Source organism: Enterobacter sp. C4G1, from assembly GCF_052886895.1.
This window is the reverse complement of the sequence record NZ_JBQVVV010000001.1, coordinates 1,958,068-1,984,212: the sequence shown is the minus strand read 5'-3', so window position 1 is coordinate 1,984,212 and position 26,145 is coordinate 1,958,068. Positions and strand designations below refer to the sequence as shown.

The following is a 26,145-nucleotide window of genomic DNA, read 5'->3' as shown; positions in this document are numbered from 1 at the left end:
TGACCTCTATAACATGAACCAGCCCGGAAAACGGACTGGTTCTAATGTTATAGGGATTTTAGGTCACAGTTTCAACGCAATTACTGAGAAACCTTTCCGAGTTTTGTAAGCAAGCACTTACTGTTATTTAGCCAAGAGCCACCCGGGCAGGTTTATCAAGGCGACCGCTCAGGCCAATCAGCAGGAATGCGATAAGCACGATCGCTGCGCCAATCCACGGTGTCTGATTCAGGCCAAAGTGCTCAACAGTCTGCCCACCGATAATGGAACCGAGTGCGATACCAATATTGAATGCAGCAATGTTCAGACCAGATGCAACATCGACGGCATTGGGTGTATAAAGCTCTGCCTTCTGAACGACATAGACCTGAAGACCCGGCACGTTACCAAATGCAAAGATCCCCATCACCAGTACCGTGGCCAGCGCCGCATATTGCACAGAAGCGGTGAACTGGAAGATCAGCAGCAGTACAACCAGCGCAGCGAAAATAAATTTCAGGGCCGGTACTGCACCGTGTTTATCGGCAAGCTTGCCACCCCAGATATTGCCTATTGCCACCGACACGCCATAACCCAACAAGATCCAACTAACTGCGCTCGGTGAGAAGCCCGCCAGATCCTGCATCATCGGTGCAAGGAATGTAAAAGCGGTAAAGACACCGCCATACCCCAAAGCCGTGATCGCATAGATGATCAGAAGGCGAGGATGGGTCAGTACTTTAAGTTGATCGCTCAGGCTGGCACTCGCACGGCCAGGGATATTTGAAGGGACGAGAAGCAGACTGGCCACCAGGGCTATCACTCCCAGTACTGAGACGGCCAGGAATGTTTCGCGCCAGCCAAAATGTTGGCCGATAAACGTCCCCAGAGGCACGCCGGTGACCAGCGCGACAGTTAACCCGCCAAACATAATCGCAATGGCAGATGCCGCTTTCTCTTTTGGCACCAGGCTGGTTGCAATGGTTGAGCCAATCGAGAAAAAAACACCATGGGCAAGGCCCGTCAGCAAGCGGGCAATGACCAGCGTGGTGTAGTCAGGTGCTTGCCAGGCCAGAATATTCCCGGCGGTGAACAGAACCATCAGCGCCATCAATAACTGCTTGCGCGGAAAACGTCCGGTCAACGCCGTAAGCACAGGGGCACCAACGGCCACACCTAATGCGTAGATAGAAACCAGCAGCCCGGCAGAAGGCAGAGAGATGGCAAGTTGGTTCGCAATCGTAGGAACCAGACCCACGATAACAAATTCGGTCGTGCCAATTGCGAAGGCACTGATCGTCAGGGCAAGTAGCGCCAGTGGCATAAAATACTCCGTATCATCAGGATTAAGATGACAAGAAGTATGCGCCAGTGCTTAAATAACAAAAATGGTCAAAATCTCAATAGAATTTTGCAGGTGGTGCAATAATGAAGGCGACATCAGAAGAGCTGGCGATATTTGTCGCCGTGGTAGAAAGCGGCAGTTTTAGCCGTGCTGCGGAGCAACTCGGACAGGCAAATTCCGCCATTAGCCGCTCGGTGAAAAAGCTGGAGATGAAGCTCGGTGTCAGCCTGCTCAACCGGACCACAAGGCAGTTAAGTCTGACAGAAGAAGGCGAGCGCTATTTCCGCCGCGTGCAGTCCGTCTTGCAGGAAATGGCTGCAGCAGAGACAGAAATCATGGAGTCGCGCAGCACGCCTCGCGGGCTGCTGCGTATTGATGCGGCAACACCTGTGGTCCTTCATTACCTGATGCCACTCATTAAACCTTTCCGTGAACGCTACCCGGAAATGACATTGTCGCTGGTGTCATCTGAGACATTCATTAATCTGATAGAGCGAAAGGTAGATGTTGCGATTCGCGTTGGCACACTTACCGATTCCAGCTTGCGGGCCCGCCCTTTGTTCAGGAGCTACCGAAAAATTATTGCATCGCCGGAATACCTTGCGCAGTTTGGTCAGCCTGAAACGGTCGAGGATTTGAAACAGCATCTGTGCCTGGGTTTTACAGAGCCCGTATCGCTAAATACCTGGCCTGTCGCCTGTAGTGACGGACAGCTTCATGAGATAGATTGCGGCTTATCGTCAAACAGTGGGGAAACACTGAAGCAACTTTGTCTTGAAGGAAACGGGATTGCCTGTTTATCCGATTACATGATCAATAAAGAGATTGCCCGTGGGGAGCTTGTAGAGTTAATGGCTGATAAACGCCTGCCGGTAGAGATGCCTTTTAGTGCAGTGTATTACAGTGACAGAGCGGTGAGTACGCGCATCCGCGCATTTATCGACTTCCTGAGCGAACATGCAAAAACAGCTCCCGAAGGAGCTGTGTGAGGGTTTAGGGCACAGAGGTTGGGTCAATATTAATCCCAGTCTGGTGCTAAACCTTCCGGGCTTACCAGGCGATCGTTGCAATCCAGAGCAGCGATCGCTTTTTTGTCTTCATCATCCAGCTGGAGATCCAGTGCTAACAGGTTGCTCGCCAGGTTTTCACGTTTGGTTGAAGATGGGATAACGGCATAACCTTCACCCATTGCCCAGGCCAGAATCACCTGTGCAGCCGTGGCATTGTGTTTCTGTGCAATGCGAATAATCACTTCATCTTTCAGTGCGTTACCGTAAGCCAGCGTCATGTAAGAGGTGATATGGATACCGTGCTGTTTTGCCCAGTCAACCACTTTACGGTTTTGCAGATAAGGGGACAGTTCAACCTGGTTGGTTGCAATATTCTCTGCACCAACAGCCGCAATGGCTTTTTCCATCAACGGGATAGTGAAGTTAGAGATACCAATTTCACGGGTTAAGCCCTGCTCTTTTGCTTCAAGCAGCGCCTGCATGAACTCTTCCACGGAAACCGAATCGTTCGGTGACGGCCAGTGGATCAGCGTCAGATCTACGTAGTCGGTACGCAGTTTCTTCAGACTCTCTTTCAGGCTTGGGATCAGCTTTTCTTTGCTGAGGTTCTCAATCCAGATTTTAGTGGTGATGAAAAGTTCATTACGGGCTACACCACTCTCTTCAATCGCCTGGCCAACGGCAGCTTCATTTTCATAAATCTGCGCCGTATCAACAGTACGATAGCCAAGTTCAAGAGCAGTTTTTACAGATGCGATAACAACATCGTCTTTCAGGCGGAAAGTGCCCAGACCAAATGCAGGGATAGTCATGTAATTCCTCGTTAATCATAATGTTCGTTAACTGAGGAAGATTATCGCTGCTGCTGTTATTCAGAAAAAGAGCGTAAAACGCAGAGGATTTTTGCTAATTTAGCAATAATTATACGGCAGATAAGAAAAAAGCCCTGAGTAAATACTCAGGGCTTTCAATAAGTGGCGGAACGGACGGGACTCGAACCCGCGACCCCCTGCGTGACAGGCAGGTATTCTAACCGACTGAACTACCGCTCCACCGAAGACTTTGTAACCACCGGATTAATGCACCGGCTTACTACTTAATTTGATGCCTGGCAGTTCCCTACTCTCACATGGGGAGACCCCACACTACCATCGGCGCTACGGCGTTTCACTTCTGAGTTCGGCATGGGGTCAGGTGGGACCACCGCGCTAAAGCCGCCAGGCAAATTCTGTTAATCTGTATCAAAGCTGAAAATATTCTGTCTCTCAACCGCCGAAACAGCTTCGGCGTTGTAAGGTTAAGCCTCACGGTTCATTAGTATCGGTTAGCTCAACGTATCGCTACGCTTACACACCCGACCTATCAACGTCGTAGTCTTCAACGTTCCTTCAGGACTCTCAGGGAGTCAGGGAGAACTCATCTCGGGGCAAGTTTCGTGCTTAGATGCTTTCAGCACTTATCTTTTCCGCATTTAGCTACCGGGCAATGCCATTGGCATGACAACCCGAACACCAGTGATGCGTCCACTCCGGTCCTCTCGTACTAGGAGCAGCCCCCCTCAATTCTCCAGCGCCCACGGCAGATAGGGACCGAACTGTCTCACGACGTTCTAAACCCAGCTCGCGTACCACTTTAAACGGCGAACAGCCGTACCCTTGGGACCTACTTCAGCCCCAGGATGTGATGAGCCGACATCGAGGTGCCAAACACCGCCGTCGATATGAACTCTTGGGCGGTATCAGCCTGTTATCCCCGGAGTACCTTTTATCCGTTGAGCGATGGCCCTTCCATTCAGAACCACCGGATCACTATGACCTGCTTTCGCACCTGCTCGAGCCGTCACTCTCGCAGTCAAGCTAGCTTATGCCATTGCACTAACCTCCTGATGTCCGACCAGGATTAGCTAACCTTCGTGCTCCTCCGTTACTCTTTGGGAGGAGACCGCCCCAGTCAAACTACCCACCAGACACTGTCCGCAACCCGGATTACGGGTCTACGTTAGAACACCAGCCATTAAAGGGTGGTATTTCAAGGTCGGCTCCACGCAGACTGGCGTCCACGCTTCAAAGCCTCCCACCTATCCTACACATCAAGGACCAGTGTTCAGTGTCAAGCTATAGTAAAGGTTCACGGGGTCTTTCCGTCTTGCCGCGGGTACACTGCATCTTCACAGCGAGTTCAATTTCACTGAGTCTCGGGTGGAGACAGCCTGGCCATCATTACGCCATTCGTGCAGGTCGGAACTTACCCGACAAGGAATTTCGCTACCTTAGGACCGTTATAGTTACGGCCGCCGTTTACCGGGGCTTCGATCAAGAGCTTCGCGTTGCCGCTAACCCCATCAATTAACCTTCCGGCACCGGGCAGGCGTCACACCGTATACGTCCACTTTCGTGTTTGCACAGTGCTGTGTTTTTAATAAACAGTTGCAGCCAGCTGGTATCTTCGACTGATTTCAGCTCCACCCGCAGGGGCTTCACCTACACATCAGCGTGCCTTCTCCCGAAGTTACGGCACCATTTTGCCTAGTTCCTTCACCCGAGTTCTCTCAAGCGCCTTGGTATTCTCTACCTGACCACCTGTGTCGGTTTGGGGTACGATTTGATGTTACCTGATGCTTAGAGGCTTTTCCTGGAAGCAGGGCATTTGTTACTTCAGTACCGTAGTACCTCGTCATCACACCTCAGCGTTAAAAAGAGTCCGGATTTACCTAAACTCTCCGCCTACATGCTTAAACCGGGACAACCGTCGCCCGGCTAACATAGCCTTCTCCGTCCCCCCTTCGCAGTAACACCAAGTACAGGAATATTAACCTGTTTCCCATCGACTACGCCTTTCGGCCTCGCCTTAGGGGTCGACTCACCCTGCCCCGATTAACGTTGGACAGGAACCCTTGGTCTTCCGGCGTGCGGGCTTTTCACCCGCATTATCGTTACTTATGTCAGCATTCGCACTTCTGATACCTCCAGCACCCCTCACAGGACACCTTCAACGGCTTACAGAACGCTCCCCTACCCAACAACGCATAAGCGTCGCTGCCGCAGCTTCGGTGCATGGTTTAGCCCCGTTACATCTTCCGCGCAGGCCGACTCGACCAGTGAGCTATTACGCTTTCTTTAAATGATGGCTGCTTCTAAGCCAACATCCTGGCTGTCTGTGCCTTCCCACATCGTTTCCCACTTAACCATGACTTTGGGACCTTAGCTGGCGGTCTGGGTTGTTTCCCTCTTCACGACGGACGTTAGCACCCGCCGTGTGTCTCCCGTGATAACATTCTTCGGTATTCGTAGTTTGCATCGGGTTGGTAAGCCGGGATGGCCCCCTAGCCGAAACAGTGCTCTACCCCCGAAGATGAATTCACGAGGCGCTACCTAAATAGCTTTCGGGGAGAACCAGCTATCTCCCGGTTTGATTGGCCTTTCACCCCCAGCCACAAGTCATCCGCTAATTTTTCAACATTAGTCGGTTCGGTCCTCCAGTTAGTGTTACCCAACCTTCAACCTGCCCATGGCTAGATCACCGGGTTTCGGGTCTATACCCTGCAACTTAACGCCCAGTTAAGACTCGGTTTCCCTTCGGCTCCCCTATACGGTTAACCTTGCTACAGAATATAAGTCGCTGACCCATTATACAAAAGGTACGCAGTCACACCACGAAGGTGCTCCCACTGCTTGTACGTACACGGTTTCAGGTTCTTTTTCACTCCCCTCGCCGGGGTTCTTTTCGCCTTTCCCTCACGGTACTGGTTCACTATCGGTCAGTCAGGAGTATTTAGCCTTGGAGGATGGTCCCCCCATATTCAGACAGGATACCACGTGTCCCGCCCTACTCTTCGAGTTCACAACCTGTGTGCTTTCGTGTACGGGGCTATCACCCTGTATCGCCGGACTTTCCAGACCGTTCCACTAACACACAAGCTGATTCAGACTCTGGGCTGCTCCCCGTTCGCTCGCCGCTACTGGGGGAATCTCGGTTGATTTCTTTTCCTCGGGGTACTTAGATGTTTCAGTTCCCCCGGTTCGCTTCGTTAAGCTATGTATTCACTTAACGATAGTGTGTCGGAACACACTGGGTTTCCCCATTCGGAAATCGCCGGGTCAAAGGTTCATATCACCTCGCCGGCGCTTATCGCAGATTAGCACGTCCTTCATCGCCTCTGACTGCCAGGGCATCCACCGTGTACGCTTAGTCGCTTAACCTCACAACCCGAAGATGTTTCTTTCGATTCATCATCAAATTGCGAAAATTTGAGAGACTCGAACACACCCGTTAAGGTGTGTCGTTTCAATTTTCAGCTTGATCCAGATTTTTAAAGAGCAAAACTTCGCAGTGAACCTTTTCAGGTACACTCTGAAGTTTTCTTGTTTTCGCAGTAAAGATGGTGGAGCTATGCGGGATCGAACCGCAGACCTCCTGCGTGCAAGGCAGGCGCTCTCCCAGCTGAGCTATAACCCCATCGTATACACTAATCTCTGTACCGCTCATCCTTTAACATAAGGATTTTGGTAGGCCTGAGTGGACTTGAACCACCGACCTCACCCTTATCAGGGGTGCGCTCTAACCACCTGAGCTACAAGCCTGCAGAGATTTTTACTGCTATTTTTCATCAGACAATCTGTGTGAGCACTACAAAGGCAGGTTCTTTAAGGTAAGGAGGTGATCCAACCGCAGGTTCCCCTACGGTTACCTTGTTACGACTTCACCCCAGTCATGAATCACAAAGTGGTAAGCGCCCTCCCGAAGGTTAAGCTACCTACTTCTTTTGCAACCCACTCCCATGGTGTGACGGGCGGTGTGTACAAGGCCCGGGAACGTATTCACCGTAGCATTCTGATCTACGATTACTAGCGATTCCGACTTCATGGAGTCGAGTTGCAGACTCCAATCCGGACTACGACATACTTTATGAGGTCCGCTTGCTCTCGCGAGGTCGCTTCTCTTTGTATATGCCATTGTAGCACGTGTGTAGCCCTACTCGTAAGGGCCATGATGACTTGACGTCATCCCCACCTTCCTCCAGTTTATCACTGGCAGTCTCCTTTGAGTTCCCGGCCGAACCGCTGGCAACAAAGGATAAGGGTTGCGCTCGTTGCGGGACTTAACCCAACATTTCACAACACGAGCTGACGACAGCCATGCAGCACCTGTCTCAGAGTTCCCGAAGGCACCAATCCATCTCTGGAAAGTTCTCTGGATGTCAAGAGTAGGTAAGGTTCTTCGCGTTGCATCGAATTAAACCACATGCTCCACCGCTTGTGCGGGCCCCCGTCAATTCATTTGAGTTTTAACCTTGCGGCCGTACTCCCCAGGCGGTCGACTTAACGCGTTAGCTCCGGAAGCCACTCCTCAAGGGAACAACCTCCAAGTCGACATCGTTTACGGCGTGGACTACCAGGGTATCTAATCCTGTTTGCTCCCCACGCTTTCGCACCTGAGCGTCAGTCTTTGTCCAGGGGGCCGCCTTCGCCACCGGTATTCCTCCAGATCTCTACGCATTTCACCGCTACACCTGGAATTCTACCCCCCTCTACAAGACTCTAGCCTGCCAGTTTCGAATGCAGTTCCCAGGTTGAGCCCGGGGATTTCACATCCGACTTGACAGACCGCCTGCGTGCGCTTTACGCCCAGTAATTCCGATTAACGCTTGCACCCTCCGTATTACCGCGGCTGCTGGCACGGAGTTAGCCGGTGCTTCTTCTGCGAGTAACGTCAATCACCAAGGTTATTAACCTTAATGCCTTCCTCCTCGCTGAAAGTACTTTACAACCCGAAGGCCTTCTTCATACACGCGGCATGGCTGCATCAGGCTTGCGCCCATTGTGCAATATTCCCCACTGCTGCCTCCCGTAGGAGTCTGGACCGTGTCTCAGTTCCAGTGTGGCTGGTCATCCTCTCAGACCAGCTAGGGATCGTCGCCTAGGTGAGCCGTTACCCCACCTACTAGCTAATCCCATCTGGGCACATCTGATGGCAAGAGGCCCGAAGGTCCCCCTCTTTGGTCTTGCGACGTTATGCGGTATTAGCTACCGTTTCCAGTAGTTATCCCCCTCCATCAGGCAGTTTCCCAGACATTACTCACCCGTCCGCCGCTCGTCACCCAGGAGCAAGCTCCCTGTGTTACCGCTCGACTTGCATGTGTTAGGCCTGCCGCCAGCGTTCAATCTGAGCCATGATCAAACTCTTCAATTTAAGTTTGATGCTCGTGAATTAAACTTCGTAATGAATTACGTATGTTCACTCAGAGACTTGGTATTCATTTTTCGTCTTGCGACGTTAAGAATCCATGTCACTTTGAGTGCCCACACAGATTGTCTGATAAATTGTTAAAGAGCAGTGCAACGTGGCTTTCAGCTCACCGTTGCGAGGTGGCGTATATTACGCTTTCCTCTTTCAGAGTCAACCCGTTATTTCAGGATTTTTTCTCTTCAACCGACCGGGTTGTTTGTGAAGTGATTCACATCCGCCGTGTCGATGGAGGCGCATTATAGGGAGCTTCCGAGGAATGACAAGCGGAAAAATACAATTTTATTTCAACCGCTCACCTTTTAGCCAAAACGCCTATTTTTGGTGCTTTTTAATCTCTTTTGGCAGCTCTGCCAGGCTATTAATCACCCAATCCGCTGCATTCTCTGCTTCTGGCGTCACTGGCTTGCCGGTGCGAACTAATATTTTGGTGCCTACGCCGGCTGCGGTTGCGGCCTGCATATCTTCCAGTTTATCGCCCACCATATAAGAAGCAGCCATATCAATGTGCAGAAATTCCTGCGCAGAGATAAACATACCCGGATGCGGCTTACGACAGTCGCAGGTCTGACGATACTCTTCTACTGTTCCCTGTGGGTGGTGCGGGCAATAATAGATACCGTCGAGATCGACACCACGATCGGCTAACGACCAGTCCATCCATTCCGTTAGCGTTTCAAACTGCGCCTCGGTGAATTTACCGCGAGCAATACCAGACTGGTTGGTGACAACCACCAGCGCATAGCCCATCTCTTTTAACTGGCGCATTGCATCTATTACGCCTTCGATAAACTCGAACGCGTCAATCTCATGGACATAACCGTGATCCACATTAATGGTGCCATCACGATCGAGAAAAATTGCGGGTACTGATTTTGCCACCGGTTTGCTCCTGAAAAAGGCGTGTCCGGTTAGTATCTCATGAATCACAGCGCAATAAAGTGCTCATCGCACAGAGTTGGATTGATTTAGACGTCTGGATGCCTTAACATCCATTTTGTTTACGGTCATCACCCGTATCCGGCAGAATAAAATGCCACGGCTAACTTACATACGATAAAAATAATCTAATGATTAAACTTTCCAATATCACCAAAGTGTTCCAGCAGGGGAACCGAACCATTCAGGCGCTGAACAACGTCAGCCTGCATGTTCCTGCTGGTCAAATTTATGGCGTCATTGGCGCATCGGGTGCGGGTAAAAGTACGCTGATCCGTTGTGTTAACCTGCTTGAGCGCCCAAGCCAGGGCAGCGTAGAAGTTGGCGGACAAGAACTTACCGCACTCTCAGAGAAAGAATTAACAAAAGCGCGTCGCCAGATTGGCATGATCTTCCAGCACTTCAACCTGCTGGCATCCCGCACCGTGTTCGGCAACGTCGCTTTGCCGCTGGAGCTGGACAACACGCCTAAAGAAGAAGTTAAGCGTCGCGTCACCGAACTGCTGGACCTGGTTGGTCTGGCAGATAAACACGACAGCTATCCGGCAAACCTGTCCGGTGGCCAAAAACAGCGTGTGGCAATCGCCCGTGCGCTGGCCAGTAATCCTAAAGTGCTGCTGTGCGATGAAGCCACCAGCGCATTAGACCCGGCAACCACACGTTCTATTCTGGAACTGCTGAAAGACATTAACCGTCGTCTGGGCCTGACCATCCTTCTTATTACTCATGAGATGGACGTGGTTAAACGCATCTGTGACTGCGTAGCCGTGATCAGCAATGGTGAACTGATTGAGCAAGACACCGTAAGTGAAGTGTTCTCACATCCGAAAACGCCGCTCGCGCAACAGTTTATTCAATCCACGCTGCATCTGGATATTCCAGAAGATTATCTGGCGCGTTTAAAAGCAGAGCCAGCTGCCGACAGCGTGCCAATGTTGCGTATGGAGTTCACCGGTCAGTCCGTGGATGCGCCACTGCTTTCCGAAACCGCGCGTCGCTTTAACGTGAACAACAACATTATTAGCGCGCAGATGGATTACGCCGGCGGCGTGAAGTTCGGCATCATGCTGACGGAAATGCACGGCACACAAGAAGAAACGCAAGGCGCAATCGCCTGGCTGCAAGAACACCATGTAAAAGTAGAGGTATTGGGTTATGTCTGAACCGATGATGTGGCTGCTGGTTCGCGGCGTTTGGGAAACGCTGGCAATGACCTTTGTATCGGGCTTTTTTGGTTTCGTCATTGGTCTGCCGGTCGGCGTACTGCTGTATGTAACTCGCCCGGGTCAAATTATTGAAAACGCGAAGCTCTATCGTACTCTTTCTGCTCTGGTGAACATCTTCCGTTCCATTCCGTTCATTATTCTTCTGGTATGGATGATTCCTTTCACCCGTGTGATCGTGGGAACCTCCATCGGCTTGCAGGCCGCAATCGTCCCATTGACCGTCGGTGCTGCACCGTTTATCGCCCGTATGGTTGAGAACGCATTGCTGGAGATCCCGACAGGTTTGATTGAAGCATCACGCGCCATGGGTGCGACCCCGATGCAGATCGTTCGCAAAGTCTTGCTGCCTGAAGCGCTGCCGGGTCTGGTGAACGCCGCAACGATCACCCTCATTACGCTGGTCGGTTATTCCGCGATGGGCGGTGCTGTCGGCGCCGGTGGTTTGGGGCAGATTGGCTATCAGTACGGTTATATTGGCTATAACGCTACCGTAATGAATACTGTTCTGGTATTGCTGGTTGTTCTGGTTTACTTAATCCAATTCTCTGGCGATCGCATCGTCCGGGCTGTTACTCACAAATAACGTTACACACAACACAAACTCGACGAGTTAAGGATATAACATGGCGTTTAAATTAAAGACCCTTGCAGCGGTAGGCGCGCTGATTGGCTCTCTGGCACTGGTGGGTTGCGGTCAGGACGAAAAAGATCCAAACCATATTAAAGTGGGCGTGATTGTGGGTGCAGAGCAGCAGGTTGCTGAAGTCGCTCAGAAAGTGGCTAAAGAAAAATACGGTCTGGACGTTGAGCTGGTTACCTTCAACGACTACGTTCTGCCGAACGAAGCGCTGAGCAAAGGTGATATCGACGCTAACGCCTTCCAGCATAAACCATACCTGGATCAGCAGATCAAAGACCGTGGTTACAAGCTGGTTGCGGCAGGTAACACTTTCGTTTACCCAATTGCCGGTTACTCCAAGAAAATTAAAACCCTGGACGAACTGCAGCCAGGCTCCCAGGTCGCGGTGCCTAACGACCCGACTAACCTCGGTCGTTCCCTGCTGCTGTTGCAGAAAGTGGGCCTGATCAAACTGAAAGACGGTGTTGGCCTGCTGCCGACCGTTCTGGACGTGACTGAGAACCCGAAAAATCTGAAAATTGTTGAGCTGGAAGCGCCGCAACTGCCACGTTCTCTGGACGACGCACAGATTGCCCTGGCTGTCATCAACACCACCTACGCAAGCCAGATTGGCCTGACGCCGGCAAAAGACGGTATCTTCGTTGAAGATAAAGACTCTCCATACGTAAACCTGATCGTGACTCGCGAAGACAACAAAGACGCGGAAAACGTGAAGAAATTCGTTCAGGCTTATCAGTCTGACGAAGTTTACCAGGAAGCCAACAAGGTGTTTAACGGCGGCGCTGTTAAAGGCTGGTAATCTCACATCAGTGTAATATCATCAGGACGGGCGAAAGCCCGTCTTGTCATTTATGCAGGCAACTGATTCAATATCTGACGATTTGATTATCCATTGAGGAACTATTATGCGTGCTTTACCGATCTGTCTTTTAGCACTGATGCTGAGCGGCTGTTCTATGCTAAGCAGATCTCCTGTTGAGCCTGTTCAAAGCACTGCAACCCCGCCAAAGGCAGAGCCAGCAAAACCGAAAGCGCCACGTCCTGCGCCGGTGCGCATTATTACTAAAGCCGACGATCTCGTGGGCAAGCCTTTCCGTGAACTGGGCGATGTGAGCGGTGAATCCTGCCAGGCAACTAATCAAGACTCTCCACCAAACATCCCAACTGCTCGTAAACGCCTGCAGATTAACGCCGCAAAAATGAAAGCCAACGCGGTACTGCTGCACAGCTGTGAAGTGACCAGCGGTACACCAGGCTGCTACCGTCAGGCGGTTTGTCTTGGTACTGCGCTTACCATTTCGGCGAAATGAGTTCATTTCAGTTCGAGCAGATAGGCATTATCCGCTCACCTTATAAAGAGAAGTTCGCCGTGCCGCGCCAGCCTGGTCTGGTCAAAAGCCGCGGTGGCGAACTTCACTTCATCGCGCCTTATAATCAGGCCGATGCGGTACGCGGGCTCGAGGCATTCAGCCACTTATGGGTTGTATTTGTCTTTCACCAGACGATGGAAGGTGGCTGGCGTCCAACCGTTCGCCCTCCGCGTCTGGGTGGAAATGCCAGAATGGGCGTGTTCGCGACCCGCTCCACCTTCCGCCCGAACCCCATTGGCATGTCTCTGGTCGAGCTGAAAGGCATTCGGACGCAGAAAGATCAGGTCATACTGGAATTAGGAAGCCTTGATCTTGTGGATGGCACCCCAGTTATAGACATCAAGCCTTACCTGCCCTTTGCTGAAGCCCTGCCGGATGCGCGCGCAAGCTATGCCCAGGAAGCACCGCAGGCAGATATGCCCGTTCACTTCACACCAGAGTTAACCGCCCAGATAACGCTGCTGGAAAAGCGCTATCCTCGCCTGCGCGATTTTATCGTTGACGTTCTGGCTCAGGATCCACGTCCGGCTTACCGTAAGGGAGAGGAAACCGGGAAAACCTATGCCGTGTGGCTGCTGGATTTTAACGTTCGCTGGCGCGTGACTGAGGCGGGATTTGAAGTCTTTGCCCTGGAACCCAGGTAATTTTATTTTCCTCTCTTTTGGCATCTTTGCCACACTGGTAAACTAAACCACTTTTTTTGTGTCAGGTTGAGCATTCAGTCTGTCCTACTCGTCGAAACGGAACCGTAACAACATGCGTACTAGCCAATATCTGCTCTCCACTCTGAAGGAGACACCTGCCGACGCCGAGGTGATCAGCCACCAGCTGATGCTGCGCGCCGGGATGATCCGCAAGCTGGCCTCCGGGTTATACACCTGGCTGCCGACCGGCGTGCGCGTCCTGAAAAAAGTCGAAAACATCGTGCGTGAAGAGATGAACAACGCCGGTGCTATCGAGGTGTTAATGCCGGTAGTTCAGCCCTCTGAGCTGTGGCAGGAGAGCGGTCGCTGGGAACAGTACGGTCCTGAACTGCTGCGTATTGCCGATCGCGGCGATCGTCCGTTTGTCCTCGGCCCAACGCATGAAGAAGTCATTACCGATCTTATCCGTAATGAGCTGAGCTCTTATAAACAGCTGCCGCTGAATTTTTTCCAGATCCAGACCAAATTCCGTGACGAAGTGCGCCCGCGCTTTGGCGTAATGCGCTCCCGCGAATTCCTGATGAAAGATGCGTACTCTTTCCACACGTCTCAGGAATCTCTGCAAGAGACTTACGACAAGATGTACGAAGCGTACAGCAAAATCTTCTCCCGCATGGGTCTGGATTTCCGTGCGGTACAGGCTGACACCGGCTCTATCGGTGGTAGCGCATCGCATGAATTCCAGGTACTGGCTCAGAGCGGTGAAGACGATGTTATCTTCTCTGACTCCTCTGATTACGCCGCTAACATCGAGTTTGCTGAAGCCCTGGCACCAAAAGCACCACGCGCCGCAGCTACTGAAGAGATGAAACTGGTTGATACGCCAAACGCGAAAACCATTGCCGAACTGGTGGAACAATTCAATCTGCCGATCGAGAAAACGGTTAAAACCCTGCTGGTGAAAGCGGTTGAAGGCAGCAAGAGCCCGCTGGTCGCCCTGCTGGTTCGCGGCGATCACGAACTGAACGAAGTAAAAGCCGAGAAACTGTCGCAGGTTGCCAGCCCGCTGACTTTCGCAACAGAAGCGGAAATCCGCGCGGTTGTAAACGCAGGCCCAGGTTCCCTGGGTCCAGTGAATATGCCAATCCCGGTGGTTGTTGACCGTACAGTTGCGGCAATGAGCGACTTCTCCGCTGGCGCAAACATCGATGGTAAGCACTACTTCGGCATCAACTGGGATCGCGATGTTGCGACGCCAGAAGTGGCAGATATTCGTAATGTGGTTGCCGGTGACCCAAGCCCGGATGGTCAGGGTACTCTGATGATCAAACGTGGCATCGAAGTGGGCCACATCTTCCAGCTGGGTGATAAATACTCCCGCGCGATGAATGCAGCCGTTCAGGGTGAAGATGGTCGTAACCAGGTTCTGACCATGGGTTGCTACGGTATCGGGGTGACGCGTGTGGTCGCGGCGGCGATTGAGCAGAACTACGACGAGCGTGGCATCGTCTGGCCAGATAACATCGCACCATTCCAGGTAGCGATTCTGCCAATGAACATGCACAAGTCTTACCGTGTGCAGGAGCTGGCCGAAAAACTGTACGGCGAGCTGCGCGCGCAGGGTATTGAAGTGCTGATGGACGACCGTAAAGAGCGTCCTGGCGTGATGTTTGCTGACATGGAGCTGATCGGTATTCCACATACTGTGGTTATCGGCGACCGTAACCTCGACAGCGATGATATTGAATACAAATACCGTCGCAACGGCGAGAAGCAGATGATCAAGACCGGTGAAATCCTTGATTACCTGGTAAAAGCCATCAAAGGTTAAGAAACAAAAAACCCCGCACATGCGGGGTTTTTTAATGGATTAACTCAGCTTATTTGCTGCTGCAATTTTTGCCCGCCAGGAATTTCGCGTCTTTATCCGCCACCAGCGTTTTCACCATCTCCCCGCTATCCGGGTTTGGCTCCATCGTAAAATGACCATCAACCGTCAGTAATACCGGTTTACTGTCATTGCCACGCGCTACTGCAAAATCACGCTCCAGCTGGGCATTGTTCGCCACGCTGACTTTCTTACCTGTCGCACAGTCGGTAAATATCGCCGCATCAGCCATGTAGAAATACATCCCCCGCATCGCCATCGGCGTGGCCGGGAGTGCCGCTTTTACAGGGGCCAGCGTGTAGTTGAACTGCGACTCAATCGGATTGCCTTCACGATCGAGCATCTCCATCCCTTCACCTTTAGGGCGGAACCAGGTTTTCTCGCCTGTCGTATCCGTCAGGACCAGTTTCTCAGCGGTACGTGCCCATGTGCCATAGGTGGCGAAGGAAGAAGGACCTTTCGCGCCCTGATAGTGCTGGTTCATGACCCAGGTACCGTCTTTTTCCAGGAATAGCGAGGTTTCGATACCTTCACAATCAGCGCACGGCAGTACACCGCGCCAGCTCTGCTGCATCGGTTTTAATTCTTCAGACTGCGTTGGCTGTAATGCCTGCGTTTCCGCACGGTTGTTACACCCGAAAAGTGCAAAGAGCGTACTCACTGCCAATGCTGACAATAGTGCTTTTTTCACAATGACATCCTTATGAAAAATAATGTTCCTTTTCGTCACTCTGTGGGGCGACGAACTTTACCGCGTAGTGCCTTCACTGTGGATTTTTGCGCCTTCGACGACAACCGGCGCTCTTTTGATGCGCGGGTTGGTCGCGTAGCCCGGCGGCTTTTCTGTACTGCGGTTAACTCTTTAATGACTGCTACCAGCCTGGAGATCGCCGCTTCCCGGTTTAACTCCTGGCTGCGGTACTCCTGCGCTTTAATCACAATCACGCCATCGCTGGTAATCAGATGATGGCTGGCGGCAAGCAGACTTTCTTTATAATACTCTGGCAGGCTGGAGGCCCGGATGTCAAAGCGCAAATGGATGGCCGTTGAAGCCTTATTGACATGTTGCCCACCGGCACCCTGAGCACGGATCGCAGTGATCTCCAGCTCGTTATCAGGAATACTGACATTCCGGGATAAGACAATCATGCGGAGGGTTGCCACGCCGCGAGATGAATTTCCAGATTATTCTGAGAATCAGAAAGCCAGATTGCGCCGTCCTGAATCGTCGCCTGCAATACCATCGTACGGCTGGCAAACTCGCTCAGTTGGGCCAGTTGCTCATCATCCAGATACCAGACAGTGAGATTTTTAAACTGTCCGCACTTATTCTTGCTTTGCTGCCACCAGATCTCCGCAGCTCGCTGATTATACGCGAACAACGCCACTTCAGCGGACTGGGTACAGGCCTTTTTCACACGACGCTCATCCGGCAGGCCGAGTTCAATCCACAAATCGATACCCAGGTGATCGTTGCGCAGCCAGGCTTCTGGCTCGTCCTCCGCGCTCAAGCCACGCGTAAATTGCAGACGCTCATCGGCATACTTAATCCATGCCAGCAGGCGCAGCATCATGCGTTCCTGAGTTTCAGAAGGGTGACGCGCCAGCGTCAATGACGCATCGAGAAACTGGTTGCGGTCAAGATCCGCCACATTGACCACAGCTTTATAAATTGTCGCTTTCAGCGCCATGAGAGAACTCCTTTCGAATCAGGCGCACATTGTAGCGAAAATAGCGCGAAAAGGCTGTTACCAGGTGATGAATGCATCACTATCAAGGCGCTGATATTGCTTGAATGAGTATGGTATAGTCACCTTGCTAAACCGAGTTTATCTTCGTAGGCTTAATGATATCTCACAGTAAGTCAGTGCGCTGGCGGGAGGGGATGTGAATAATTATTGTGAGTTAATTCGCAAAAGGTATGCGGAAATCGCCAGCGGGGATCTGGGATACATCCCGGACGCGTTGGGCTGTGTATTGAAAGTGCTTAATGAAGTGGCCTCTGATGAGAGCCTTTCAGAATCGGTCAGGGAAAAAGCAGCATATGCTGCGGCGAATTTACTGGTGAGCGATTATGTCGATGAATGATACTTATCAACCCATCAATTGTGATGACTATGACAACCTCGAACTCGCCTGCCAGCATCATTTAATACTGACGCTGGAGCTAAAAGATGGCGAAGTATTGAAGGCGAAAGCCAGCGACCTGGTTTCACGAAAAAATGTGGAATATCTGATAGTTGAAGATGCCGGAGCAACGCGTGAGCTTCGCCTGGACAAAATTGCCAGCTTCAGCCACCCGGAAATCGGCACTGTCGTGGTGAGCGAGTCCTGATTACCCTTAACGGGCAGCCTGGCTGCCCGTTACGCGTGCCATTCAAAACACACCCCCTCTTCTGCCCAGCCCTCTTCGGTAATAAAGACACCCGCAGCCGCAATCAGCGTTTCACCGTAGAAAAGCAAAGGCGTGGCATCACGGTGCCAGGGTGGAACATTGCACTCCTGCCATATCTTTTTCAGCTTACGCCCGCCGTTTCTCCCAACAATATGCAGCATCCCACGGGCTTTAAAGCGTACGGTAACAGGTTCATCGTCTTTCGGTAGACGCACATGGCCCACATTCGCCAGGGAAACTTTTCCCGCGCCATAGGGCAACACCAGCACTTCGCCAGAACGTGGCCAGTCGAGCACCACATCAGACAGTGAAGGGGTTGATTTAATCCACCAGAGCTGCCCTTTATAGCGTCTTACCTCAAACCCATTCAGATGCAGACAAGGTGTGGCATCGTCACGCGCCTGAGCAACCTCGTCCCAGAGACGGTTCAGCATTGCCCGCGATGGCATTGGGGCGTTATGCGATGCCAGCCAGCGTCTCAGCAGGGCTGCACGGCGTACCGCACTCAGTGTTTCCATCGGTGCGATAGACAGCGCGCCATCAGCAGAGATCAGCTCAGCCAACTCTTCACTCAGCAACTCGTCCAGCAGACTTTCCTGTTCAGCGCACAGCATGGCGCTACGTGCCGTGGCTTCGGCAAAATGCCCCCAACGCTCAGTCAGCTGCGGCAAAACACGAAGACGCAGGAAGTTACGGTCATAGCTGTCGTCCTGATTGCTTTCATCTTCAATCCAGCGCAGGTCATTCTTCCGGGCCCAGGATTCCAGCGAGGCTCGCGTCTCACCCAGTAATGGGCGAATTAACACGGTGTCAGCAAAATCCGCCTGCTCAGGCATGGCGGACAATCCCGCCGGGCCACTTCCACGCTTAAGCGCGAGCAAAAAGGTTTCGCATTGATCGTCCAGATGCTGCGCTGTTACCAGCACTTCACCCGGTTGAATTGCACTGGCAAAAGCAGCGTAACGGGCTTTACGCGCCTGCGCCTCGATGCCCAGCCCTTCATCCTTGAGTATCACCCGCTCCACGCTCAGCGGAATCGCCCATGCAGCGCACAGCGCCTCGCAATGCGCCACCCAGGCATCCGCATGGGGGCTCAACCCATGATGAATATGTATCGCCCTGATCTGGACGTCAGGCTCTTGATCGCGCCAGCATTTAAGGCGATGAAGCAGAACGGTTGAATCCAGCCCACCGCTAAACCCCACCAGCAGCTGGCGGTACGGTGAAACAGCATGAGCGATTGCAGGTAAGGTCATAAAAGGTTTGCGCAAAAAAATGCCCGAACAAGACGGGCATTATCACACATGACGGATATTACTGCTGGTAAAGCTCCAGCGGCAGACCATCCGGGTCGTTGAAGAAGGTAAATCGCTTATCCGTAAAAGGATCGATGCGAATCGCCTCGCATTTCACACCGTGGGTTTCAAGGTGCTTCACCGCATTATCGATATCACCTACGCTAAAGGCGAGATGCCGAAGACCACAGGCCTCTGGGCGCGAGGGGCGTTCTGGCGGGAAAGGAAAAGAAAACAGCTCAATCACATACTGCCCATTTAACGCAAGATCACCTTTCCAGGAGTCACGCTCCTCGCGATAGGCTTCGCTCAACAGCGTAAAGCCCAGAATATCGCAGTAAAAAGACTTACTTTTCTCGTAATCGGTCGCAATGATCGCTATATGATGAACCTGTTTTAAACCCAGCATAGCTTCTCCTTTTTATGAAGCCAGAACGTTACAACCGAAAACCCGGACCACGCAAGTAGTCCCACTTATTTTAGGACTCTGACCCAGTAAACGCCCTGTTCATCACGTTTCGCACCGTGGATGTCCGTTTCAAAGCCCGGATAGTGCCGGCCTACAGAACACAGCATCAGCAGAAAATCGAGTACCGCCCGGCTCTCTTCGGTAATCATCTCACCCGGCATCAGAAGTGGAACACCCGGCGGATAAGGCAGGATCATATTGGCCGATACTCGCCCGACCAGGTTTTCCAGTTCGACGGTTTGCACCTCGCCTTTAACCTGACGCTGCCAGGCTTTATGCGGCGTCAGCTTCATTTCCGGCAGAACGTCAAAAGCCTGCAACATCAGACGCGGCAGATCGTGCTGGCGGATCAGTTTGTGGATCCCCTGGGCCAGATCCTGAATACGCATATTGCGGTAGAAATCAGGATCTTCCGCGTAGAGATCCGGCAGCATGTTTTTGACCCGCAGGTTCAGATCGTAAGCGCGTTTAAACTCCATCAGCCCCCGCAGTAGCCCCATCGCGCGGGTTTTATCGATCCCTATACTGAACAGGAATAGCAGGTTATACGGCCCGGTTTTCTCTACCACCACTCCGCGCTCATCAAGGAATTTCGCCACCAGCGCAGCGGGGATCCCTTCATCGCTCATATTGCCTTGTTCATCCATACCCGGGGTCAGGATCGTCACTTTTACCGGGTCGAGGAACATGTGGTCAGCATCCGCATCGCGGAATCCGTGCCAGTTTTCGCCAGGGGAAACCGGCCAGCACTCTGCCTCCTCAATCTCCTCCGGCTGCCAGATGTCAAAGAACCAGCCGTCGGCCTCCTCTTTCAGACGCTGAACTTCTTTGCGGAAATGTAGCGCCCGTTCCACCGAACGATTGATCAAACGCTTGCCCGGATTGCCACGCAGCATTGCCGCCGCCGTTTCAATAGAGGCCACCAGTGGATAGCTTGGCGACGTGGTGGTGTGCATCATAAAGGCTTCGTTGAATGTCTCTTCGTCATACTCGCCCTTGATGTGGATAAGCGAAGCCTGAGAAAACGCAGCCAACATTTTGTGGGTCGACTGCGTTTCGAAGAACACTTTCCCCGGCACACGCTCACCGCTCATTCCGCTTTTTCCCGCATAGATCGGGTGGAAGTTGGTGTAAGGCACCCAGGCGGAATCAAAGTGTATCGAGGGAACATCCAGCGTTTGCTTGATCCAGTTGGTGTTGTACAGCAGGCCGTCGTAAGTCGAGTTGGTTATCACTGCGTGAACGGGCCAGCTTGCACCGGAAACTGAGGCCACCTTGTTTTCAATGGCCGTATGACTAAATTCACGGCGCGGGATCCCACCCAAAATACCGAGCGCATTACGCGTGGGCGATAGCCAGAGCGGGACGACATCGCTCATCATCAATAAATGGGCCAGGGATTTATGGCAGTTACGGTCAATCAGCAGCGTACTTCCGGCGGGTGCGGCATACATACCGACGATTTTATTCGACGTCGAGGTGCCGTTGGTCACCATGTAGCTCTGTTCAGCCCCAAAAGTGCGCGCAATATACTCTTCGGCCTCAAGATGCGGGCCAGTGTGGTCAAGCAGAGATCCCAGTTCAGTGACCGAAATCGACACATCCGCCTTAAGGGTATTTCCACCAAAGAAATCATAGAACAGACAGCCTACCGGGCTTTTCTGATACGCCGTTCCCGCCATGTGGCCTGGCGTACAGAATGTGTATTTACCTTCTTTCACATATGTGAACAGCGCCCGGGTGAACGGCGGCGTAATGTTGTCGAGGTACTCACGGGTGTATTGCTGAATGCGGGTCGCAATATCTTCCGCAACGCCGAGTGAATACTCAAAGAACCACAAAGCCATACGCATATCATGTGCGCTGACGTCCATCGTGGAATGGGTATTGATAAAGGCATACAGCGGAAGATATTCGTTAAGCTTGTTAATTTCGCTGCACAACTCCAGGTCGTACTCATCCCAGTCAAAGATAACACCGCAGATACGCGGGTTGTGCTCAATGAACTTCAGCAGATCTGCGCTGTTATGCGGCCAGATAAGCTGGTATCCGCGAGACTGTAGTGTCTGCTCCAGCTCCTTGATGGGCTCGTCTTTATAAAAGACGCCATGTGGCCCCATGATGGCAATAATGTTCATGGTTTACCTCCTTGAAAAACATTAGCTAAGCATAGCCAGGGTAAACCGCAGGTATAAAAAAAGCCGCAACATTGTGCGGCTTTTCAGATAATTGTGAAGATTATGCGTAACCGTAGGTCATCAGACGCTGATAACGGCGGTTCAGCAGGTCTTCTTTGCTGAGCACATCGAGGTCTGCCAGGTCTGCCAGCAGCTGTGCTTTCAGGGAAGCAGCCATCACTTCCGGCTTACGGTGCGCGCCACCCAGAGGCTCTGGGATAACGGAGTCGATAAGCTTCAGCTCTTTCAGACGCGGAGCAATGATGCCCATCGCTTCGGCAGCCAGAGGCGCTTTGTCCGCACTCTTCCACAGAATAGATGCACAGCCTTCCGGGGAGATAACAGAATAGGTGCTGTATTGCAGCATATTCACTTTATCGCCCACGCCAATTGCCAGCGCGCCGCCGGAACCACCTTCACCGATAACGGTACAGATGACCGGAACGCTCAGACGAGACATTTCACGCAGGTTGCGTGCAATGGCTTCAGACTGACCGCGCTCTTCAGCGCCCACGCCAGGGTAAGCACCCGGGGTGTCGATGAAGGTGATGATTGGCATGTTAAAACGCTCAGCCATCTCCATCAGACGCAGGGCTTTACGGTAGCCTTCTGGTGCAGGCATCCCGAAGTTACGGCGAATTTTTTCTTTGGTTTCACGACCTTTCTGATGACCAATGATCATCACCGGGCGTCCGTCCAGACGGGCGATTCCACCAACGATAGCTTTGTCGTCGGCATAAGCGCGATCGCCTGCCAGTTCGTCAAACTCATCAAACGCCAGGCGGACATAATCCAGGGTGTACGGACGCTGTGGGTGACGCGCCAGCTGGGCAATCTGCCATGCGCCGAGATCGGCAAAGATTTTGCGCGTCAGTTCTACGCTTTTTTCGCGCAGACGATGCACTTCTTCGTCGATGTTAATATCCAGTTTTTCATCCTGACGGCTAACCGCGGTCAGAGAATCGATTTTCGCTTCCAGCTCTGCAATCGGCTGTTCGAAATCAAGGAAATTCAGACTCATAGTATTCCTGTATTAGTCAAACTCCAGTTCCACCTGCTCCGAACCAATGAGGCCACGGAGATCGTTAAGTAAACGATCGCTCGGAGAGACACGCCACGTTGCACCAAAGCGCAACCGCGCACGTGCATCCGCCCTCTGATAGTAGAGATGTACTGGAATGGTCCCCGAGCGGTGGGGTTCCAGAGACTGACGGAGTCGGTTTAAAAGCTGGTCATCAATTTGCCTGTCCGTCAGCGAGATAGCAAGCCCGCGAGCATATTTTTCCCGGGCTTCGTCAATGTCCATCACTTCGCGGGCGGTCATTTTAAGCCCCCCGCTGAAGTCATCAAAGCTGACCTGTCCGCTGACGATAAGTATGCGGTCTTTTTCCAGCAAATGCTGGTATTTATCCAGCGCGTCGGTGAACAACATCACCTCCAGACGCCCGGAACGGTCATCCAGCGTACAGATGCCGATTCGATTGCCGCGCTTGGTGACCATAACCCTTGCAGCAATCACGAGCCCCGCAGCCGTGGTGATTTTACCACGATCTGTCGGATGCATGTCTTTTAGCCTGTTGCCTCCGACATAGCGCTCAATTTCTTTGATGTACTGGTTGATTGGGTGACCCGTCAGGTACAAACCTAAGGTTTCACGCTCCCCATCCAGTACGACCTGTTCTGGCCACGGCTGGCAGTTGGAATACGACTGCTCAACCTGCTCTGGCTCTTCTGCCAGTACGCCAAACATATCTGCCTGGCCAATGGCTTCCGCTTTTGCGTGCTGATCGGCTGCTTTCAGCGCATCGCCGAGCGAGTTCATCAGCGCCGCGCGGTGCGGCCCGAGTCTGTCGAACGCGCCAGACATGATCAGTTTTTCAAGCACGCGGCGGTTCAGTTTTTTGGTGTCGGTACGGGCGCAAAGATCGAACAACTCACGGAAATAACCGCCGTTGTTACGCGCTTCGATGATCGCCTCAATCGGGCCTTCACCCACACCTTTGATCGCGCCGATCCCGTATACAATTTCCCCGTGTTCGTTAACGTGGAAATGGTACAGACCAGAGTTGATATCCGGCGGCAGGATCTTAAGCCCCATGCGCCAGCATTCGTCTACCAGGCCAACCACCTTCTCGGTGTTGTCCATATCGGCAGTCATTACCGCCGCCATAAATTCAGCCGGATAGTGCGCTTTCAGCCACAGCGTCTGGTACGAAACCAAAGCATAGGCGGCAGAGTGAGATTTGTTAAATCCGTACCCGGCGAATTTTTCCACCAGGTCGAAGATTTTCATCGCCAGTTCACCGTCAACACCGCGGCTTTTTGCCCCTTCTTCAAAGGTGCCGCGCTGCTTGGCCATCTCCTCCGGCTTTTTCTTACCCATCGCACGACGCAGCATATCTGCGCCGCCAAGGGTGTAGCCGGAAAGCTCCTGGGCAATCTGCATAACCTGTTCCTGATACAGGATAATGCCATACGTCGGCTCCAGTACCGGCTTCAGACACTCGTGCTGCCACTGCACGTCAGGATAGGAAATCTCTTCGCGCCCGTGCTTACGGTCGATAAAGTTATCTACCATCCCTGATTGCAGTGGGCCCGGACGGAACAGGGCTACCAGTGCGATCATATCTTCAAAGCAGTCAGGTTGCAGACGCTTGATCAGGTCTTTCATACCGCGGGATTCAAGCTGGAAAACCGCCGTGGTTTCCGAGCGCTGCAGCATATCGAAACTTTTCTTGTCATCCAGTGGGATGGCGGCAATGTCTATTGGCTCAAGACCTTGCTTTTCGCGGCGCGGGTTGATCATCTTCAGCGCCCAGTCGATGATCGTCAACGTACGCAGGCCGAGGAAGTCGAACTTCACCAGCCCCGCGTATTCCACGTCGTTTTTGTCAAACTGGGTAACCGGGTGCTGGCCCGCTTCGTCACAATAGAGCGGTGCAAAGTCGGTAATTTTGGTGGGCGCGATAACCACACCACCTGCATGTTTACCGGCGTTACGCGTGACGCCCTCCAGCTTGCGCGCCATATCGATCAGCGCTTTGACCTCTTCGTCAGCTTCGTAGATTTCCGGCAGCTGCGGTTCGGCTTCAAACGCTTTCGCCAGCGTCATGCCCGGATCGGGCGGGACCAGTTTCGAGATACGATCAACGAAGCCATACGGATGGCCCAGTACACGGCCCACGTCGCGGATAACCGCTTTCGCCGCCATGGTACCGAAGGTAATAATCTGCGATACCGCATCACGGCCATACATGTCCGCCACGTGTTCGATAACCTGGTCGCGTTTCTCCATACAGAAGTCAACGTCGAAGTCAGGCATGGAGACACGTTCCGGGTTAAGGAAACGTTCGAACAGCAGGTCAAATTCCAGCGGATCGAGGTCGGTAATTTTGAGCGCGTAAGCAACCAGTGAGCCCGCACCGGAACCACGTCCCGGACCTACCGGCACGCCGTTATCTTTCGACCACTGGATAAACTCCATAACGATCAGGAAGTAACCCGGGAAGCCCATCTGGTTGATCACCTGGAGTTCAATATCCAGACGCTCATCATAAGACGGACGTTTCTCTTTGCGGACGGCTTCATCCGGGAACAGGAATTCCAGACGCTCTTCCAGGCCTTCTTTCGATTTCACAACCAGGAAATCTTCCGTGGTCATGTCGCCTGTCGGGAACTGCGGCAGGAAATATTCACCCAGACGCACGGTAACATTACAGCGTTTGGCAATCTCCACGCTGTTTTCCAGCGCTTCCGGGATATCAGAGAAGAGCTCGCACATCTCGTCTTCGTCGCGCATGTACTGCTGCGACGAGTAGTTACGCGGACGTTTTGGGTCGTCGAGGGTAAAACCATCGTGGATAGCGACGCGAATTTCGTGGGCGTCAAAGTCACCCGGCTCAAGAAAACGCACATCGTTAGTGGCCACAACGGGCAAACCACGCTCTTCGGCAAGTGCAACCGCCGCATGAAGATAGTTCTCTTCGTCCGCACGCCCGGTACGGATCAGCTCCAGATAGTAGCGATCCGGGAAATACTCTTCATAGAATGCAACGCACTGATCAACCAGTGCAGTATTGCCACGCAGAAGGCTCTGTCCAACATCACCCATGCGGCCGCCTGAAATCAGCAGCAAACCTTCGTTCAGCTCAGCCAGCCAGTCGCGGTCAATCCATGGCCCCAACGCGCCATAACCGCGCTGATACGCTTTTGAGATAAGCAAAGTGAGGTTCTGATAACCCGTGTTGTTCATAGCCAGCACGGTTATCTGTGTCATTTCATCGCCAAGCAGTTCGCTCTGCACATGAAAATCCGCCCCGACGATAGGTTTTAGCCCTGCGCCATGCGCCGTTCCGTAGAACTTCACCAGGCCACACAGGTTGGTAAAATCGGTGATCGCCAGCGCAGGCATACCCAGAGCGGCCGCCTTTTTCACCAGCGGCCCGGTCTTTGCCAGCCCATCGATCATGGAGTAGTCGCTATGCACCCGCAGGTGTACGAAACGTGGTTCAGCCATCTTCAGATT

20 protein-coding genes, 3 tRNA genes and 3 rRNA genes are annotated in these 26,145 nt (G+C 52.5%); 9 read left to right on the top strand and 17 right to left on the bottom strand.

What is annotated here, in order from left to right; genetic code table 11:
- Nucleotides 1-127 precede the first annotated feature (127 nt).
- Nucleotides 128-1,303 (bottom strand): MFS transporter, encoded by a 1,176-nt coding sequence (locus ACT9TW_RS09505; RefSeq protein WP_446492218.1) that lies wholly within the window; start codon nt 1,301-1,303, stop codon nt 128-130.
- 104 nt (nt 1,304-1,407) lie between these two features.
- On the opposite strand from ACT9TW_RS09505, the gene yafC reads away from it, so the two are divergent.
- Nucleotides 1,408-2,313, top strand: a complete 906-nt coding sequence (yafC, locus tag ACT9TW_RS09500; RefSeq protein ID WP_182059678.1) for a DNA-binding transcriptional regulator YafC — start codon at nt 1,408-1,410, stop codon at nt 2,311-2,313.
- Nucleotides 2,314-2,342: 29 nt separating this feature from the next.
- Here yafC and dkgB read toward each other — a convergent pair whose 3' ends face one another.
- The 8 genes from dkgB to gmhB form a co-directional block, all read right to left on the bottom strand.
- On the bottom strand, nt 2,343-3,146 hold the full coding sequence (gene dkgB / locus ACT9TW_RS09495) for a 2,5-didehydrogluconate reductase DkgB (protein ID WP_182059677.1): 804 nt from the start codon (nt 3,144-3,146) through the stop codon (nt 2,343-2,345).
- 163 nt (nt 3,147-3,309) lie between these two features.
- A tRNA-Asp gene (locus ACT9TW_RS09490) sits at nt 3,310-3,386 on the bottom strand.
- Nucleotides 3,387-3,440: 54 nt separating this feature from the next.
- Nucleotides 3,441-3,556, bottom strand: a 5S ribosomal RNA gene (gene rrf, locus ACT9TW_RS09485).
- 71 nt (nt 3,557-3,627) lie between these two features.
- Nucleotides 3,628-6,533, bottom strand: a 23S ribosomal RNA gene (locus ACT9TW_RS09480).
- A gap of 180 nt (nt 6,534-6,713) precedes the next feature.
- Nucleotides 6,714-6,789: transfer RNA gene (locus tag ACT9TW_RS09475), tRNA-Ala, on the bottom strand.
- Nucleotides 6,790-6,837: 48 nt separating this feature from the next.
- Nucleotides 6,838-6,914, bottom strand: a tRNA-Ile gene (locus ACT9TW_RS09470).
- A 69-nt stretch (nt 6,915-6,983) separates the two neighbouring features.
- Nucleotides 6,984-8,523 (bottom strand): 16S ribosomal RNA (locus ACT9TW_RS09465).
- The 16S, 23S and 5S rRNA genes sit together here with 3 tRNA genes alongside, the layout of an rRNA operon.
- A 369-nt stretch (nt 8,524-8,892) precedes the next feature.
- Nucleotides 8,893-9,459 (bottom strand): D-glycero-beta-D-manno-heptose 1,7-bisphosphate 7-phosphatase, encoded by a 567-nt coding sequence (gene gmhB / locus ACT9TW_RS09460; RefSeq protein WP_182059675.1) that lies wholly within the window; start codon nt 9,457-9,459, stop codon nt 8,893-8,895.
- Nucleotides 9,460-9,647: 188 nt separating this feature from the next.
- On the opposite strand from gmhB, the gene metN reads away from it, so the two are divergent.
- From metN to proS, 6 genes are all read left to right on the top strand, one after another.
- A complete protein-coding gene (gene metN / locus ACT9TW_RS09455; RefSeq protein WP_315687948.1) occupies nt 9,648-10,679 on the top strand; it encodes a methionine ABC transporter ATP-binding protein MetN in 1,032 nt (343 codons plus the stop codon).
- On the top strand, nt 10,672-11,325 hold the full coding sequence (locus ACT9TW_RS09450) for a methionine ABC transporter permease MetI (protein WP_003856130.1): 654 nt from the start codon (nt 10,672-10,674) through the stop codon (nt 11,323-11,325). The genes metN and ACT9TW_RS09450 overlap by 8 nt, the downstream gene beginning before the upstream one ends.
- A gap of 40 nt (nt 11,326-11,365) precedes the next feature.
- Nucleotides 11,366-12,181: a methionine ABC transporter substrate-binding lipoprotein MetQ gene (gene metQ, locus ACT9TW_RS09445; protein ID WP_446492217.1), complete on the top strand. Its 816-nt coding sequence runs from the start codon at nt 11,366-11,368 to the stop codon at nt 12,179-12,181.
- A gap of 106 nt (nt 12,182-12,287) precedes the next feature.
- Nucleotides 12,288-12,692: an Rcs stress response system protein RcsF gene (gene rcsF / locus ACT9TW_RS09440; RefSeq protein WP_014068991.1), complete on the top strand. Its 405-nt coding sequence runs from the start codon at nt 12,288-12,290 to the stop codon at nt 12,690-12,692.
- Entirely contained in the window at nt 12,689-13,396 is a 708-nt protein-coding gene (gene tsaA / locus ACT9TW_RS09435; protein ID WP_182059667.1) for a tRNA (N6-threonylcarbamoyladenosine(37)-N6)-methyltransferase TrmO, read from the top strand. The genes rcsF and tsaA overlap by 4 nt, the downstream gene beginning before the upstream one ends.
- Before the next feature lie 112 nt (nt 13,397-13,508).
- Nucleotides 13,509-15,227 carry a proline--tRNA ligase gene (gene proS / locus ACT9TW_RS09430; protein ID WP_182059664.1) on the top strand — a complete coding sequence of 573 codons (1,719 nt, stop codon included), beginning with the start codon at nt 13,509-13,511 and terminating at the stop codon, nt 15,225-15,227.
- A gap of 49 nt (nt 15,228-15,276) precedes the next feature.
- Here proS and nlpE read toward each other — a convergent pair whose 3' ends face one another.
- The 3 genes from nlpE to ACT9TW_RS09415 are packed head-to-tail and all read right to left on the bottom strand — an operon-like array spanning nt 15,277 to nt 16,975.
- A complete protein-coding gene (nlpE, locus tag ACT9TW_RS09425; protein ID WP_182059662.1) occupies nt 15,277-15,975 on the bottom strand; it encodes an envelope stress response activation lipoprotein NlpE in 699 nt (232 codons plus the stop codon).
- A 35-nt stretch (nt 15,976-16,010) separates the two neighbouring features.
- Nucleotides 16,011-16,433 carry an alternative ribosome rescue aminoacyl-tRNA hydrolase ArfB gene (gene arfB / locus ACT9TW_RS09420; protein WP_182059659.1) on the bottom strand — a complete coding sequence of 141 codons (423 nt, stop codon included), beginning with the start codon at nt 16,431-16,433 and terminating at the stop codon, nt 16,011-16,013.
- Complete coding sequence (locus ACT9TW_RS09415) at nt 16,430-16,975, bottom strand: YaeQ family protein (protein ID WP_182059657.1); 546 nt, start codon at nt 16,973-16,975, stop codon at nt 16,430-16,432. The genes arfB and ACT9TW_RS09415 overlap by 4 nt, the downstream gene beginning before the upstream one ends.
- Nucleotides 16,976-17,171: 196 nt before the next feature.
- On the opposite strand from ACT9TW_RS09415, the gene ACT9TW_RS09410 reads away from it, so the two are divergent.
- Together ACT9TW_RS09410 and rof are read left to right on the top strand one after the other, a co-directional pair.
- Nucleotides 17,172-17,372 carry a YaeP family protein gene (locus ACT9TW_RS09410; protein WP_006173580.1) on the top strand — a complete coding sequence of 67 codons (201 nt, stop codon included), beginning with the start codon at nt 17,172-17,174 and terminating at the stop codon, nt 17,370-17,372.
- Complete coding sequence (rof, locus tag ACT9TW_RS09405; protein WP_010426685.1) at nt 17,359-17,619, top strand: Rho-binding antiterminator; 261 nt, start codon at nt 17,359-17,361, stop codon at nt 17,617-17,619. Before ACT9TW_RS09410 ends, rof begins: the two co-directional genes overlap by 14 nt.
- 29 nt (nt 17,620-17,648) lie before the next feature.
- On the opposite strand, the gene tilS is transcribed toward rof, so the two are convergent.
- From tilS to dnaE, 5 genes are all read right to left on the bottom strand, one after another.
- Nucleotides 17,649-18,935 carry a tRNA lysidine(34) synthetase TilS gene (gene tilS / locus ACT9TW_RS09400; protein WP_446492216.1) on the bottom strand — a complete coding sequence of 429 codons (1,287 nt, stop codon included), beginning with the start codon at nt 18,933-18,935 and terminating at the stop codon, nt 17,649-17,651.
- Nucleotides 18,936-18,993: 58 nt separating this feature from the next.
- Nucleotides 18,994-19,383: a VOC family protein gene (locus ACT9TW_RS09395; protein ID WP_446492215.1), complete on the bottom strand. Its 390-nt coding sequence runs from the start codon at nt 19,381-19,383 to the stop codon at nt 18,994-18,996.
- A 65-nt stretch (nt 19,384-19,448) separates the two neighbouring features.
- A complete protein-coding gene (locus ACT9TW_RS09390) occupies nt 19,449-21,581 on the bottom strand; it encodes a lysine decarboxylase LdcC (RefSeq protein ID WP_446492214.1) in 2,133 nt (710 codons plus the stop codon).
- 100 nt (nt 21,582-21,681) lie between these two features.
- Complete coding sequence (accA, locus tag ACT9TW_RS09385) at nt 21,682-22,641, bottom strand: acetyl-CoA carboxylase carboxyl transferase subunit alpha (RefSeq protein ID WP_182059649.1); 960 nt, start codon at nt 22,639-22,641, stop codon at nt 21,682-21,684.
- Between the two features lie 12 nt (nt 22,642-22,653).
- Nucleotides 22,654-26,136, bottom strand: a complete 3,483-nt coding sequence (gene dnaE / locus ACT9TW_RS09380) for a DNA polymerase III subunit alpha (RefSeq protein ID WP_446492213.1) — start codon at nt 26,134-26,136, stop codon at nt 22,654-22,656.
- Nucleotides 26,137-26,145 lie beyond the last annotated feature (9 nt).